14 protein-coding genes and 1 pseudogene are annotated in these 13453 nt (G+C 70.0%); 7 read left to right on the forward strand and 8 right to left on the reverse strand.

Annotated elements, in window-relative coordinates; all coding sequences use genetic code 11:
• From ABSF49_RS15065 to ABSF49_RS15075, 3 genes are all read right to left on the reverse strand, one after another.
• Positions 1-353: tyrosine phosphatase family protein (locus tag ABSF49_RS15065; RefSeq protein ID WP_424113474.1), on the reverse strand; the 353-nt coding region annotated here is incomplete at its 3' end.
• A 19-nt stretch (positions 354-372) separates the two neighbouring features.
• On the reverse strand, positions 373-999 hold the full coding sequence (locus ABSF49_RS15070) for a YfbR-like 5'-deoxynucleotidase (protein ID WP_424113475.1): 627 nt from the start codon (positions 997-999) through the stop codon (positions 373-375).
• Positions 993-1628 carry a DNA-3-methyladenine glycosylase I gene (locus ABSF49_RS15075; protein WP_424113476.1) on the reverse strand — a complete coding sequence of 212 codons (636 nt, stop codon included), beginning with the start codon at positions 1626-1628 and terminating at the stop codon, positions 993-995. The genes ABSF49_RS15070 and ABSF49_RS15075 overlap by 7 nt, the downstream gene beginning before the upstream one ends.
• Before the next feature lie 132 nt (positions 1629-1760).
• Between ABSF49_RS15075 and ABSF49_RS15080 the strand changes: the two genes are divergently transcribed.
• Positions 1761-2018 (forward strand): hypothetical protein, encoded by a 258-nt coding sequence (locus ABSF49_RS15080; protein ID WP_424113477.1) that lies wholly within the window; start codon positions 1761-1763, stop codon positions 2016-2018.
• 50 nt (positions 2019-2068) lie between these two features.
• Positions 2069-2923: a C40 family peptidase gene (locus tag ABSF49_RS15085; protein WP_424113478.1), complete on the forward strand. Its 855-nt coding sequence runs from the start codon at positions 2069-2071 to the stop codon at positions 2921-2923.
• Between the two features lie 14 nt (positions 2924-2937).
• On the opposite strand, the gene rpmE is transcribed toward ABSF49_RS15085, so the two are convergent.
• Positions 2938-3168 (reverse strand): 50S ribosomal protein L31, encoded by a 231-nt coding sequence (gene rpmE, locus ABSF49_RS15090; RefSeq protein ID WP_424113479.1) that lies wholly within the window; start codon positions 3166-3168, stop codon positions 2938-2940.
• Positions 3169-3350: 182 nt separating this feature from the next.
• Between rpmE and ABSF49_RS15095 the strand changes: the two genes are divergently transcribed.
• Together ABSF49_RS15095 and ABSF49_RS15100 are read left to right on the forward strand one after the other, a co-directional pair.
• Positions 3351-5165: an ABC transporter transmembrane domain-containing protein gene (locus ABSF49_RS15095; protein WP_424113480.1), complete on the forward strand. Its 1815-nt coding sequence runs from the start codon at positions 3351-3353 to the stop codon at positions 5163-5165.
• 400 nt (positions 5166-5565) lie between these two features.
• Positions 5566-6123, forward strand: coding sequence for a hypothetical protein (locus ABSF49_RS15100; RefSeq protein WP_424113481.1), 558 nt, complete (start codon positions 5566-5568; stop codon positions 6121-6123).
• A gap of 369 nt (positions 6124-6492) precedes the next feature.
• Here ABSF49_RS15100 and ABSF49_RS15105 read toward each other — a convergent pair whose 3' ends face one another.
• Entirely contained in the window at positions 6493-7296 is an 804-nt protein-coding gene (locus ABSF49_RS15105; protein ID WP_424113482.1) for an arylamine N-acetyltransferase family protein, read from the reverse strand.
• A 381-nt stretch (positions 7297-7677) separates the two neighbouring features.
• On the opposite strand from ABSF49_RS15105, the gene ABSF49_RS15110 reads away from it, so the two are divergent.
• Positions 7678-8895 (forward strand): molybdopterin molybdotransferase MoeA, encoded by a 1218-nt coding sequence (locus tag ABSF49_RS15110; protein ID WP_424113486.1) that lies wholly within the window; start codon positions 7678-7680, stop codon positions 8893-8895.
• 480 nt (positions 8896-9375) lie between these two features.
• Positions 9376-9888 carry a sigma factor-like helix-turn-helix DNA-binding protein gene (locus tag ABSF49_RS15115; RefSeq protein ID WP_424113483.1) on the forward strand — a complete coding sequence of 171 codons (513 nt, stop codon included), beginning with the start codon at positions 9376-9378 and terminating at the stop codon, positions 9886-9888.
• Between the two features lie 132 nt (positions 9889-10020).
• On the opposite strand, the gene thiE is transcribed toward ABSF49_RS15115, so the two are convergent.
• The 3 genes from thiE to ABSF49_RS15130 all read right to left on the reverse strand — a co-directional run bounded on the left by thiE (position 10021) and on the right by ABSF49_RS15130 (position 12377).
• A complete protein-coding gene (thiE, locus tag ABSF49_RS15120) occupies positions 10021-10665 on the reverse strand; it encodes a thiamine phosphate synthase (RefSeq protein ID WP_424113484.1) in 645 nt (214 codons plus the stop codon).
• 1 nt (position 10666) lies between these two features.
• Entirely contained in the window at positions 10667-11503 is an 837-nt protein-coding gene (gene thiM / locus ABSF49_RS15125) for a hydroxyethylthiazole kinase (RefSeq protein WP_424113485.1), read from the reverse strand.
• An 88-nt stretch (positions 11504-11591) separates the two neighbouring features.
• On the reverse strand, positions 11592-12377 hold the full coding sequence (locus tag ABSF49_RS15130) for a transporter substrate-binding domain-containing protein (protein ID WP_424113487.1): 786 nt from the start codon (positions 12375-12377) through the stop codon (positions 11592-11594).
• A gap of 199 nt (positions 12378-12576) precedes the next feature.
• On the opposite strand from ABSF49_RS15130, the pseudogene ABSF49_RS15135 reads away from it, so the two are divergent.
• Positions 12577-13325: pseudogene (locus ABSF49_RS15135) on the forward strand (aldo/keto reductase).
• Positions 13326-13453 lie beyond the last annotated feature (128 nt).

Raw genomic sequence — 13453 nt, forward strand, 5'->3', positions numbered from 1 at the left:
GCGCGCGCGATCTCGCCTTCGTCGCGCTCAGGCCCCAGCGCGCAGGCGGCGATGAAGGCCGCGGCGGTCGAACGGCTGACGCCGGCGTAGCAATGGATCAGCAGCGGCTCGGCGCGGTCCCAAGCGCCGGCGAAGGCGATCAGCTCGCGCACGTGCGCTTCGGCCGGCAGCGCCTGCCCCGGCTGCGCTTCGACGATGTCGGCGACGCCGATATAGAGATGGCGCTGAGCAGATATGGCCGCCGGCCGCTCGACCGGCGTGCCGGGATTGAGCAGCGTCACCAGCGAGCGCGCGCCGGTCAAGGCGACGGTTTCGTCGATCCGCGCCAGCGGGCAGACGTGAATGCGCGGCATCAGGGACTCCCGGCTGAGGTCAGGGGCGGACGACGGGGTCGAGCGCGGCGAAGCGGTCGAGGAACGCCTGTTGCGCCTCGGCGGGGCGCAGCGGCTTCAGATAGAAGGCGAAGCCCTTCAAGGCGAGCCGCGGCGCGCCGAAAAACTTGCGCGCCTCGGCGACGGTGAAGCCGGCGAGCGCCGTCGCCTCGAGATAGGCGGCGATCCGATCGGCCGCCTTGATCGCTTTCGCCAGCTCGGCCGGCGGCTCGGGCGGCAGGCCGAACCGGACCAAGATCGCCGCCATCAGCCGTTTCTCCACCAGCTTGTAGTCGCCCCCGATCGCCGCCTTGAACGGCGAGATCATGTCGCCGATCACATATTCGGGCGCGTCGTGCAGCAGCGCGGCGAGACGGGCGGGGCGCGGCGGCGCCTGCGTCTGGGCGGCGAAGATCGCCTCGACCAGCAGCGAATGCTGGGCCACCGAAAAGATCTCCGGCCCGTGCGTCTGCCCGTTCCAGCGGGCGACCCGCGCCAGTCCGTGGGCGATGTCGACGATCTCGACGTCGAGCGGCGAGGGATCGATGAGGTCGAGCCGGCGGCCCGACAGCATGCGCTGCCAGGCGCGCGGCTTTGTGACGGCGCGCGGCTTGGCGGGGCTCACCATGGCCGGCTCTTGGCGAGCGCGCAGCAGGCGGCGTGGCGATGGCAATCGACGAGGTGGTCGTTGACCATGCCGGTCGCCTGCATGAAGGCGTAGACGATCGTCGGCCCGACGAAGCGCGCGCCGCGCGCCTTCAGGTCTTTCGAGATCGCCTGCGAAATTTCGGTCTCGGCCGGAACCTCGCGCGACGATTGGCGCCGGCCGTCGATCGGCTTGCCGTCGACGAAGCGCCACAGATGCTTGGCGAGCCCGCCCTGCTCACGCAGGGCGAGCGTCACCCGCGCGAGCCCGATCGTCGCCTCGATCTTGCCGCGGTGGCGCACGACGCCCGGATCGGCGAGCAGCGAGGCGACCTTGCGTTCGTCGTAGCGCGCGATCTTTTCGGGGTCGAAACCGTCGAAGGCGGCGCGGAACGCGGGGCGCTTGCGCAGGATGGTGATCCACGCCAAGCCGGCCTGGAAGCCATCGAGCGCGAGCTTCTCGAACAGGGCGCGGTCGTCCCATTCCGGCGCGCCCCATTCCTGGTCGTGATAGGCGAGATAGAGCGGGTCGCCCCCCGGCCACGGGCAGCGAGCAAGGCCGTCGGCATGGGCGAGGACCCCGCGGGTGGGCGTTTGGGCGCTTTCAGCCATGCCGCTTCATAGCCGCCCGCTCCCGCGCCGTCAGCCCCCGCCGGCGCCGACCCGCCCGAGTCGTCAACGAAATTAACCCTTCTTAAAGACGCGAGTCGCGAGCCGCAGCGCGCCGCCGTAAAATGCTAACCAATGTTGCCGCCGCCCAAACTCTCGCTGGAAGAGCTCAGAGCCGCTGACGCGCGCCGCGCTGCGCTCGTCTATGTCAGCGAAGCCTTCGCCGAGGCGGTGCTCGACGGCATCGACGTCGATGCGTTCGCCGACGCCGCGCTCGGCGCGGTCTTCCGCGAACTCGTCGCCAATTACGGCGAGGAGCAGGTGGTCGCGCTCGCTGAGCGCCTGCCGGAGCGCATCCGCGCCGGCGAATTTTCGGCCCACTCGCAACAGTAGCCGCCGCGCCGCGGCTGGGCTAAGCCTCGCTCCGCCCCGTCGGAGCCGTCATGTCCCCGCCCCTGTTCGATCCGCGCGTCACCCCGGCGCGTCCCGACCTCGCCGCCGAATTCTTGCGCGGCAGGATCGAGGCGGCGCGTTTCGTCGCCGGCGAAGCGTTCCGCGTCGTCGCGCCGATCGCGCCGCTCAGGCGGGCGCCCGATCCCGAGGCGCCGCTCGACAGCGAGGCGCTCTACGGCGAAGCGGTCGTCGTCTACGAGGCGCGCGGCGACTGGCGCTGGGTCCAGCTCGCGCGCGACGGCTATGTCGGCTATCTGTCGGCGGCCGCGCTCGGGCCCGCTCGCGCGCCGACCCACAGGATCGCCGCGCTCAGAACCCACGCCTATCCCGCGCCGACGATCAAGCGCCCGCCGCGCTTGGCGCTGTCGCTCGGGGCGCTCGTCGACGTCGCGCGCTTCGACGGCGATTTCGCCGTCACCGCCGACGGCCTTTTTCTCTGCGCCAAGCATCTCGCGCCGATCGACGCGCGCGAGCCCGATTTCGTCGCCGTCGCCGAGCGTTTTCTCGAGACGCCCTATCTGTGGGGCGGACGCACCAGCGATGGCGTCGACTGCTCCGGCCTGGCGCAGACCGCGCTCACGGCGGCGGGAATCCCCGCGCCGCGCGACAGCGACATGCAGGAGGCCGCGCTCGGCCGGCCGCTGCCGCTTGGCGACGCGCTCGCGCATCTGCGGCGCGGCGACCTCGCATTCTGGAAGGGCCATGTCGGAATCATGCGCGACGGAGCGACGCTGCTGCACGCCAACGGATGGGCGATGAAAGTGATGAGCGAGCCGCTCGCCGAGGCCCGCGCCCGCATCGAGAAGAACGGCGGCGGCGCGGTCGCGTCGATCCGCCGCCTGTAGAGGCGCGCGAGCGCTTACTTCTTGCCGAGGCCGATCGCGCCGAAGCGGGTGTTGAAGCGCGACAGGCGGCCGCCGCGGTCGAGCAGCTGCTGCGACCCGCCGGTCCAGGCCGGATGGGTGTTGGGATCGATGTCGAGGTGGAGGGTCGCGCCCTCTTCGCCGTAGGTCGAGCGGGTCATGAACGTCTCGCCGTTTGTCATCACGACCTTGATCATGTGATAGTCGGGGTGCGTGTCGGCCTTCATCGATCCGTCCTTAGGCAAATAAAACAAGAGCCGGCCGGGTTGCGGCGGCTCCGTGAATTCGGCGCCTCTATAGTCCACGCGGCGGCGGCGCACAAGCGCCTGTGCGCCCCGCGCGGGGTTGATTTTAGCGCCCGGTGGTGAATTAAGCGATGGCGTCGACCATTCCGGAGGCCCGCGGACCGATGCCATCCCCTGCCGACGCGACGGCCAAGCCGTCCCGCGTCTCGTTGAGCGCGCTGAAGCCGCTGCTGCCCTACGCCCTCGCCCACCGCGGCCGGGTGGCCGGCGCGCTCGCCGCGCTGATCGTCGCCTCGGCCGCGACGCTGGTCGTGCCGGTCGCCGTGCGGCAGATGATCGACTACGGCTTTTCCGACGCCCATTCCGGCCTCATCCATCTCTATTTCATCGGCCTGATCGGCGTCGTCGCCGTGCTCGCGATCGCGTCGGGCGCCCGCTACTACCTGGTCATGACGCTCGGCGAGCGGGTCGTGGCCGACCTGCGCGGCGACGTCTTCGCCCATCTGACCCGCCTCGACCTCGCCTTCTTCGACGTCGAGAAGACCGGCGAGCTGATCTCCCGTCTGACCGCCGACACCACCCAGCTCAAGGCGACTTTCGGCTCGTCGGCGTCGATCGCGCTGCGCAATTTCTTCATGTTCATCGGCGCGGTGGCGATGATGGTCGTCACCTCGCCGAAACTCTCGGCTTACGTGCTGGCGGCGATCCCGATCATCGTCCTGCCGCTCTACGCCGCCGGACGGACGGTCACCGCGCGCTCGCGCCGCGCCCAGGACCGGCTCGCCGACGCCACCGCCTTCGCCGCCGAGAGCCTTTCGGCGGTGCGCGTCATGCAGGCCTTCGTCGCCGAGGCCTTCGCCGCCCAGCGCTTCCGCGCCGCCGCCGAGGAAGCCTTCGACGCAGCGCGGGCGATGACCCAATCGCGCGCCATCGTCACCATCGCCGCGATGTTCCTCGCCTTCGCCAGCGTGGTGGTGGTGCTGTGGCTCGGCGCCAACGACGTCGTCGCCGGCCGCATGACCGGCGGCGAGCTGTCGCAGTTCCTGCTCTACGCCGTGCTCGGCGCCGGCGCGCTCGGCCAATTGTCGGAAGTGTGGAACGAGGTCTCGCAGGCCGCCGGCGCGGCGGCGCGCATCGGCGAACTGATCGCCGTCGAGCCGCGCATCGTCGCGCCGAGCGATCCCGCGCCCCTGCCCTCGCCGGCGCTCGGCGCGATCGCCTTCGACAACGTCGGCTTCGCCTATCCCGGCCGACCGCAGGATCCGGTGTTCCGAAGCTTGAGCCTCCGCGTCGCGCCGGGCGAAGTGGTGGCGATCGTCGGCCCGTCCGGCGCCGGCAAGTCGACGCTGTTCCAGCTCATCGAGCGCTTCTACGACCCGACCGAAGGCGCCGTCCTCATCGACGGCGTCGACGTCGCCAAGGCCGACCCGCAGGCGGTCAGGCGCGAGATCGCGCTGGTGCCGCAGGAGCCGTTCATCTTCGGCGCCAGCGTCGCCGACAACATCGCCTATGGCGCGCCCGGCGCGACGCGCGAAGCGGTGGTCGAAGCGGCGAAGCAGGCCGCCGCCGACGGCTTTATCGCGGCGCTGCCGCAAGGCTACGAAACGCCGCTGGGCGAGCGCGGCGTGACGCTGTCGGGCGGCGAGCGCCAGCGGCTGGCGATCGCGCGGGCGATTCTTCGCAACGCGCCGATCCTGCTGCTCGACGAGGCGACCTCGGCGCTCGACGCCGAGAACGAAACGCTGGTGCAGGACGCGCTGGAAGCGTTGATGAAGGGCCGCACGACGCTGGTCATCGCCCACCGCCTGGCGACGATCGTCAACGCCCAACGCATTCTGGTGATCGACAATGGCGGCATCGTCGAGGAAGGCAATCACGCCAGCCTGCTCGCCGCCGGCGGCCTCTACGCCCGCCTCGCCCGCCTCCAGTTCGAAACCGGCGCCGCCGCGCTGACCGGCGAGGTCAAGGCGGCGGAGTGAGGGGGGCGGGCTTCGCGCCCGACATGCTCATCCGACACGATGGGAACGAGGTTCGCTCGTTTCATTCCCGCCGTCATGGCCGGGCTTGATGTTCAGCCCGGAGACGTCATCGACTTGTGTCCGGAGCGATGGCCGACGCACCGTCCTTGCGTGGATTCGGACCTCTGCGCGCGCAGCAGCCTCGCGGCCGGCCCGGGGAGGCGCGGCCAATGCCTAGCTGTCTCGGGGCTGTCGGATTGGACGCCGGCCGGCGGGAACAGAATCGCTTCGGCGGAACGCGAGCCGCCCTCAGCGCCGAATTGAGTTTGGCGCGAGCCTTGCCGCGACGCGAGGGTCTGGTTGGCCATCCGGCCGGCGACCGGTTACCGTCGCGCGGCGTTTCGATTCAACGAGGTCGATCATGCTGGAGGCCCGCCCCGCCAAGCGCGACGCTACGAACCGCTTCAAGCGCGACGTGCGCTACGAAATCTACGCCGCGGGGGCGAAGGTCGGCGCGCTCGTCTACGACGCCAAGTCGGAGAGCGCGACGCTGGATGTGCGTGGGCAGGCGTTCAGCGCCGCGCGGGAGCACGCACGGCGACGCGAGGTTCCCTGGCAGTTCTTGTGGCGCAAGCTTTCCGGCGGGCAGAAGCCGCCGGCCAATCCGGTCCTGCTGAAAGACGCGAGCGGCGCCGTCCTCGCGCAGGCCGAGAGCAAGGAAGCGGCCGGCTGGCTCGTCGCGCGCGGCGATGAGGCGTTCGAATTGCGCCGGCGATCGCTCGTCTCCGGGCTCTACGATCTCTATCGCCAGGGGCAGAGCCAAGCTTTAGGCGCGGTCGGAGGGGGGTACTTGAGGGCCCCGCTCCAGGTCGACTTGCCGAACGAATTCGATGAGCTCTTTCAAGTCTTCGTCATCGCGCTGTACACGGACTCGAGGGTCATCGCGGCGAATGACGATTCCGGAGGAGGATCCAGTTAGAGCGTTCTGCTTTCACGTTGACGCGGCGGCGCCGCGCCCCTTCTCCCCGCTTGCGGGGAGAAGGGATCATTGCGTACGCCCAAATGCAGAATGCGCTAGCCGATGGATCGCGGTCAAAACCCGCCGATCACGTCCGTTCTCGAGAGCCGCCGCATGGGCCGGGACCGGCCGCGATGGGCGCGAAGCGGAAGTTGGCGGACTGGCGGTTTCCGGGCGGCAGGAAGCGAGAATGGACTTTCGATAGCCTGCCGTCGAACGGCGCCGTTCGACCCAACGCGGGCTTTTAGACCCAGCTCCGCGCGCGGGTGGCGGAAAACGACCGGAGCGGAGGACTGAAAGTCGAGATGGCGACCGGCGCCGGACGTGACTTCATGACCATTCCGGGACGCTCGGCACGCACAGCATTTCGGCCTCGGGCAGATCGAACCCGAATACTTCCTGCAGCAGGCGGCGCAGAGCCGTACGGTCCTCGAGCTGGCGGGAGGCGGTCTCTCCGTTGGCGCGGATCGTGACGTTGCGGTTCATGACCGTCACGCGGCCATCCGGCGTCATGGCGCGCAACATCAGCCGCTCGCGCATCGGCGAAGCGGGATGGGTGGAGAACCAGTGGTTGGCGACCTCGAAATCGACCCAGTTGTCCTCGTCGAGGCCGCAGAACCACGCATCGACTGTGCGTTCGCCGCTCTCGATCTTCAGCATGCGGCGACGGCCGTCGAAGACGATATGGTTTGCTTCGCCACGGTCCACAGCGGGCGCGCCGTCGAGCGGGATCGGAACGCGACAACCGAGGGCGCCGAGCCCCGGATCGGCGATAAAGCCGCCCTCGGGCAGGTCGACCGCCACGATCATGTGCCCGCGCGGCGCCTTGTCCGGCGCGAGCACGAGCGTCACGCGCGCAGTGCGCAAGGTCGTCTTGAACCCGAGCGCGCGCAGCGCGGCGTCGAACAGTGTCCCCTGCTCGAAGCAATAGCCGCCGCGCCGCCCGAGCACGATCTTTTGCTGCAGGCTTTCGACGTCGAGCCGGATCGGTCGGCCGAGCAGGACGTCGATGTTTTCGAAATGAATGGCGTTCATGTGCGCCGCGAGCAGGCCGGCGAGCGTGGCGTAGTCGGGCTCGAGCCGGCCGTCATAGCCGATGCGGGCGAGATAGGCGGGAAGGTCGAGGCCGGACATGGCGAGCACGCGACGGGGGCAAGTGCGGGAAGAACCGACATGCGCCGGATTCTTTCTCAACTTCGACGGATGATGCGGGAAACTGGGCTTTCCGGCAAGGCCAAGGATGGCCGGCCGCGTCGACGGCGCAAACGTCCGCTGACCGCCAATCGGCGTCGAAAGCGCGGACCGAGAAGGCGCTGCTCGCCGTCGACGCGGCGATCGAGCGCGGCTGCGGCCGCTATCCGCGAGGCGGTGGCGCTCAAGCCGAAAGGCCATGCGTTTGGGTCGAGCGAGGCGAGGGCGCCGCGCGGCGCCGCTCGGTCGATCAGCGTCACCGGCGGATAGGCGCTGGAGAATGCGCAAGACAATTGGATCCCGGCAGTGAACGCGACCCCTCTGATGGCGGTCGGGGAAGCGCTTGAGCGTGTGCTCGCTTCCGTCGCCGCGCCGACCGAGCGCGAGGCGGTTGCGCTCGCCGAGGCCTACGGCCGGACGCTGGCGAGCGACGTCGTCTCACGCCGGATTCAGCCGCCGTTCGCCAATTCGGCGATGGACGGCTACGCGCTCAGGGCGGCGGACGCGGCGCGCACGCCGGCGCGGCTGACAGTAGTCGGCGAATCCGCGGCAGGCAGGCCGTTCGGCAGACGGCTCGGGCCGGGCGAGGCCGCGCGCATCTTCACCGGCGCGCCGTTGCCGGAAGGCGCGGATGCGGTGGCGATGCAGGAGACCACGAGGCGTGAAGGCGCAACGGTTATCCTCGAGGCGCCGGTCGCGCTGGGCGATCACGTCCGCGCGCCGGGCGGCGATTTCGACGCTGGCGAGATTGTGTTGCGCGCCGGCCGCCGGTTGTCGGCCCGCGACGTCGCGCTCGCCGCCGCCGCAGACCATCCGACGCTTGTCGTTCATCGCTGCCCGCGCGTCGCCATCCTCGCCAGCGGCGACGAACTGGTCGCTCCCGGCGCGGCGCTCGGTCCGGCGCAGATCGTTTCCTCCAACACGTTCGCCGTCGCCGGCATCGTTGTCGCGGCGGGCGGCGCGCCGATCGACCTCGGCATCGCCGCCGACGATTCGGAGGCCTTGGTCGAGAGTTTGTCGCAGGCGATCGCCCAGCGCGCCGACGTGCTGGTGACGCTGGGGGGCGCCTCGGTCGGCGACCGCGACTTGACGCAGCAGGCGCTCGTCGACGCCGGCATGGAATTGGGCTTCTGGCGCGTCGGCATGCGGCCCGGCAAGCCGTTGATCCACGGCCGGCTCGGCGCGACGATCGTGCTCGGCTTGCCGGGGAACCCAACCTCGTCGACCCTTTGCGCGGTGCTATTCCTACAGCCGCTGATCCGGGCGCTGCTCGGCGATCCCGACGCGGGCGCCGATCCGAGCGAGCCGGCGCGGCTCGCACTAGCGCTGCCGGCGAACGGCCCGCGCAGAGATTACATGCGGGCGACGCTGGCGCGAGACGCTAGCGGCCTAGACTTGGCGACGCCGATCGCGAACCAGGACGCCTCGCTGGTCCAGGCATTCGCCCGCGCCGACGCGTTGCTGGTGCGGGAGCCGAATGCGCTGGGCGCCGCTGCGGGCGAAATGTGCCGGATCATTCGTCTCGCGCCCCTCGGGGCGTAAGACGCGGCAATCTCGGTCGCCTTCGCTTTCCGCAAAATGATATGAGTGCTCGTTTCCTTTTCCGAGAGGCGCGCGACTTCGGCGCACGCTTGCGAACACCGCAGGTTGCCATCATCTGGCCGGCAGCTGGCTGTACCGGCGTCACTTTGACGCCATGGACTACACTGGGCTCAGTCGGATCAAATTTGGCGCCCCCTCCAACGTCGAAGGCCGCCACCGACGCCATGTCTGCTTTCGAGAACCGCCGCCTTGGCCGGGATCGGCGGCAATGGGCGCGAAGCGGCCATCTGCGCTGCGCGTTAAGGGCGTCTGGTTTCGCCGCCGGCCGCCGTCGAACCAAGCCAGCACCAGGGGCGATTGCGGCGCGCTGCTCGATTCTGAAATTCCTGCACACACGAATCAATATCTTTCTGTAAATCGGGATTTCGCCTATACTCTTCGCGTCCCTCCCCCAACAACAGCGGATCGCGGAGCAGCCCTATGTCGGACGAAAGCGGCAACCTCTCAAAGCGCCAGCGCCAGCGCGCGGCGACGCGCGGGCGGCGGGTCGCGACGGCCGAGCGGCGGCGGACGGTCTTCGAGCTGGTCGTCAGCGGCCATTCCTATGAGGCGATCGCCCGCGAGACCGGCCTCAGCCCCTCGGCGCTGCGCCGCGACGTCGGCAAGGCGATCGCGGCGCGCGCGATCGAGGCGCCAGAGCGCTACGTCCATTTGCAAGTGGCGCGGATCGAGAAGGCGCTGCTCGCCGCCGACGCGGCGATCGAGCGCGGCGACGTCAGAGCGGTATCCCAATACCTCAAGGTGGTCGCCGCCCTCGACCGCTACCATGGCCTGGCGACCGCGCTGACGCCGCCCGAACCAGCCTCCGCGCCCGCTCAGCCGCGCCTCTCCGCCGCCGCCCCGCCGCTGGCGCTGACCCACGCCGCCCCGCCGTCCGAGCCCGACGCGGCGGACGCGACGGCGATCGTCGAGCGCGCGCAAAATGGCGCCTAACGCGTTGAAAAACCTGCTGCGCGCAACCGACTTGTCGCGGCCCTGATGAGGCAAGCTGCGGGGGCTCTGGGCAGTAGGCAGTGGGCAGTCGGCAGTAGGAAGTGGCAGGACTCCTTCACGACCGCCTACTGCCTACTCCCTACTGCCCCCGCCAAACAGCGCCCTGAACCGGCGCGCGGCGGCCTCGGGATCGGCGGCGGCGACGATCGCCGAGACGACGGCCAATCCGTTGGCGCCCGCCGCCAAGGCCGGCGCGCCATTGTCGGGCGTCAACCCGCCGATGGCGACGATCGGCTTCCGGGTCAGCCCGCGAATCCGCCGCAGGCCGTCGATTCCGAGCGGCGGCGCAGCGTCGCTCTTGGTGGCTTGCGCATAGATCGGCCCGACGCCGAGATAATCCGCGGCCTCGGCGTCGGCGCGCAGCGCCTGGTCGAGCGCGGTGATCGACAGGCCGATGAACTTGCCCGGCCCCAGCAGCCGGCGCGCTTCCTCGACCGGCATGTCGTCCTGGCCGACATGCAGGCCGTCGGCGTCGACCGCGAGCGCGACGTCGAGGCGATCGTTGATCGCCAACGGCACGCCGAGCGGCGCCAGCGCCGCCTTCAGCGCCCGCGCCTCATCGACGAAGGCGCGCGTCGTCGCCTCCTTTTCCCTCAGCTGCACCATCGTCGCGCCGCCGCGCGCCGCCGCCAGCGCGATCGCGACGACGCTGCGCCCCGCCGCCAGCCCGCGGTCGGTGACCAGGCACAGGCGCAGGCTGGCGACGTCGAACGCCATTTCAGCGCGCCCGCAATCGCGTCGCGACGTCCGAGGCCGAGACGGAATCGAGCGCGTCGATGAAGGCGACGCGGAAGCTGCCGGGACGGAGCGCCGTTTCGGCGGCCTTTTCGCCGGCGACGCCGTAGACGCCGATCGCCGCGACCGTCGCCATGAACGCATCGGGCGCGCCGGCGGCGAAGGCGGCGGCGATCGCCGACAGCGCGCAGCCGAGCGCGGTGACCTTCGCCATCAGCGGCGAGCCGTTGGCGATCTCGACCGTGCGCTCGCCGTCGGTGACGAGATCGACCGCGCCGGTGGCGGCGACGATGCAGTTCTGGCGGCGGGCGAGCGCGACCGCCGAAGCGCGGGCGGCTTCCGTTCCATGCGCGCTGTCGACGCCCTTCGGCGCGGCGGCTTCGTCATGCAGCCCGGCGATGCGCGCGCAGGCCATGATCTCCGAGGCGTTGCCGCGCACGATCGTCGGCTTGAGCGCCAGCAGGCGGCGGGTCGTCTCGTCGCGGAAGCGCGTCGCGCCGACGCCGACCGGATCGAGGACCCACGGCCGCCCGTTCTTCGCCGCGACCCGCGCCGCCGCCTCCATGCCGACGACCCAGTCGGTCGACAGCGTGCCGATGTTGACGACCAGCGCATTGGCGATCGCGCCGAAGTCCTCGGCCTCCTCCGGCGCGTGGATCATCGCCGGGGAGGCCCCGATCGCCAGCAGCGCATTGGCGGCGACGTCCATCGAAACGTAATTGGTGATCGCTTGGACCAGCGGCCGCTGGGCGCGCAGCGCGGTCAGGCGACGTGCGGCATCGGCGGCGAGCGCGACGGGGGCGGGATATTGTGGGCTCATGGCGATCGGCTCCAGGGCGGCGGCGCGCCGCGGCCGCATCCCTAAACCCGCGGCGGCGGCGAAGTCGAGCCCGGCGACGCCCTGCCCCTCACTGCAGCCATTTCGCCTCGAGCGCCGCCAGCGCGCCGGTCGCCTCGCCGATGTGCAGCCATTGGTCGACGAACGCCTTCAGCGCGACGTCGCGCGGCAGCAGATAGGCCTTCTCGCTGAAGTCGAACGGCGCGTCGGGATGGATCGCGCACAAGACGCCCGGGTGCAGCTTCTGCTGATAGAGCGTCTCGGTCGCGTCGGTGATCATCAGATCGGCCTCGCCCTTCGCCAGCTTGTCGAAGATCGAGAGATTGTCGTTCGACACTTCGATATGCGCGGCCTTGAGATGGGCGCGGTCGAACTTCTCGTTGGTCCCGCCGGGATTGACGATCACGGTGACCTCCGGCCGGTCGATCGCCGCGAGATCGGGGAATTTGTCCTTGTCGGCGCAGCGGGCGATCGGCGTCTTGCCGTCGCGCAAGTACGGCGCGGAGAAGAACGCCGTCTTCTGCCGCTCGAGCGTCACCGATACCCCGCCCATCGCGATGTCGAAGTCGCCGGCGGCGAGATCGTGCGTCAGGTCCGCCCAGCGGGTCGGGACGAACTCGACCTTGACTCCCAGCGCCGCGCCGAGCCCCTCTGCCGCGTCGACGTCGAGCCCCGCGTAGGCGCCGCCCTCGCCACGCACGGTGAACGGCGGGTAATCGCCGGTCGTGCCGACTTTGAGCACGCCACGCGCGAGAATGTCGTCGAGCCGGCTTTGCGCCGAGGCCGGGGCGGCGAAGGCAATGAGTGTCGTCAGGAGCAGGACGACGAGCGAGACGGAGCGGAAGCACGGCGGCATCGGCGAAGGGTGACGCGCTGGCGGCGCCGGCGCGCCATCCTCGCGCACGCCCTTTGCGCGCGCCACCGAGACGAAGACGTTCAAATCGCCGAGACCGACCTTCATTGTTCGCGCTTCCATATGGTCTGCCTGGATTGTGCCAGATTGTCGCGAGAGCGGACAATCCCTAGCTTAGCGCCATCAGCAGAGGAGACGGATCATGTCCAGCATCGACAAGGCCGGCGCGTTCAAGCTCGGCCACCGCATGGTCAAACGGCTCGGCTACGGCGCCATGCAGCTCGCGGGACCCGGCGTTTTCGGCCCACCGAAGGATCGCGACGCCGCTGTGGCCGTGCTGCGCGAGGCGGTCGCGCGAGGCGTCAACCACATCGACACCAGCGATTTCTACGGCCCGCATGTCACCAATCAGCTCATCCGCGAAGCGTTGCATCCCTATCGCGACGACATCGTCATCGTCACCAAGATCGGCGCTCGGCGCGGCGCGGACGCTTCCTGGCTCTCGGCGACTTCTCGCCAGGAGCTGACGCAAGCCGCACACGACAACCTGCGCAACCTCGGCTGAGCAACGTTACGCCGACCCAGCTCGCCGAGGGACGCAAGATCTGCGACATCGTCTGCGTGCAAAACCTGTACAATATCGCGCAGCGGGCCGACGACGCGCTGATCGACCAACTCGCGCGCGACGGCATCGCCTATGTGCCGTTTTTCCCGCTCGGCGGTTTTACGCCGCTGCAGTCGTCAGTCCTGTCCGACGTCGCGCGGCGTCTTGGCGCGACGCCGATGCAGGTCGCGCTCGTCTGGCTGTTGGCCCGCGCGCCGAACATCCTGCTGATCCCCGGCACCTCGTCGCTTAACCATCTGCGCGAGAATCTCGCTGCGGTCGATATCGCGCTGCCTGACGAAGCTCGCGCGGCGCTCGACGCCGTGGCGCCTGCGGCAGCCGCCTGACGGCGCCGCCTCTCTCCGCAAAGCCTGTCACAAGAAGGGCGTCCTTTCGGACGCCCTTTGTCGGAGAGGGTTCGAGGTTGAGGGCTCGTCCGATCTGCGCCGCGTCAGGGTGGGCGCGGCGGACCCGC

Source organism: Roseiarcus sp., from assembly GCF_049514155.1.
GTDB lineage: Bacteria > Pseudomonadota > Alphaproteobacteria > Rhizobiales > Beijerinckiaceae > Roseiarcus.

Bases quoted from the DNA above. Each gene is read 5' to 3' on its own strand.
- ABSF49_RS15085 (WP_424113478.1), top strand. From the start codon at position 2,069: ATGTCCCCGCCCCTGTTCGATCCGCGCGTCACCCCGGCGCGTCCCGAC.
- ABSF49_RS15110 (WP_424113486.1), top strand. From the start codon at position 7,678: ATGGCGGTCGGGGAAGCGCTTGAGCGTGTGCTCGCTTCCGTCGCCGCG.
- ABSF49_RS15105 (WP_424113482.1), bottom strand. From the start codon at position 7,296: ATGTCCGGCCTCGACCTTCCCGCCTATCTCGCCCGCATCGGCTATGAC.
- thiM (WP_424113485.1), bottom strand. From the start codon at position 11,503: ATGAGCCCACAATATCCCGCCCCCGTCGCGCTCGCCGCCGATGCCGCA.
- rpmE (WP_424113479.1), bottom strand. From the start codon at position 3,168: ATGAAGGCCGACACGCACCCCGACTATCACATGATCAAGGTCGTGATG.
- ABSF49_RS15075 (WP_424113476.1), bottom strand. From the start codon at position 1,628: ATGGCTGAAAGCGCCCAAACGCCCACCCGCGGGGTCCTCGCCCATGCC.
- ABSF49_RS15070 (WP_424113475.1), bottom strand. From the start codon at position 999: ATGGTGAGCCCCGCCAAGCCGCGCGCCGTCACAAAGCCGCGCGCCTGG.
- ABSF49_RS15100 (WP_424113481.1), top strand. From the start codon at position 5,566: ATGCTGGAGGCCCGCCCCGCCAAGCGCGACGCTACGAACCGCTTCAAG.
- ABSF49_RS15115 (WP_424113483.1), top strand. From the start codon at position 9,376: ATGTCGGACGAAAGCGGCAACCTCTCAAAGCGCCAGCGCCAGCGCGCG.
- ABSF49_RS15130 (WP_424113487.1), bottom strand. From the start codon at position 12,377: ATGCCGCCGTGCTTCCGCTCCGTCTCGCTCGTCGTCCTGCTCCTGACG.
- thiE (WP_424113484.1), bottom strand. From the start codon at position 10,665: ATGGCGTTCGACGTCGCCAGCCTGCGCCTGTGCCTGGTCACCGACCGC.
- ABSF49_RS15080 (WP_424113477.1), top strand. From the start codon at position 1,761: ATGTTGCCGCCGCCCAAACTCTCGCTGGAAGAGCTCAGAGCCGCTGAC.
- ABSF49_RS15095 (WP_424113480.1), top strand. From the start codon at position 3,351: ATGCCATCCCCTGCCGACGCGACGGCCAAGCCGTCCCGCGTCTCGTTG.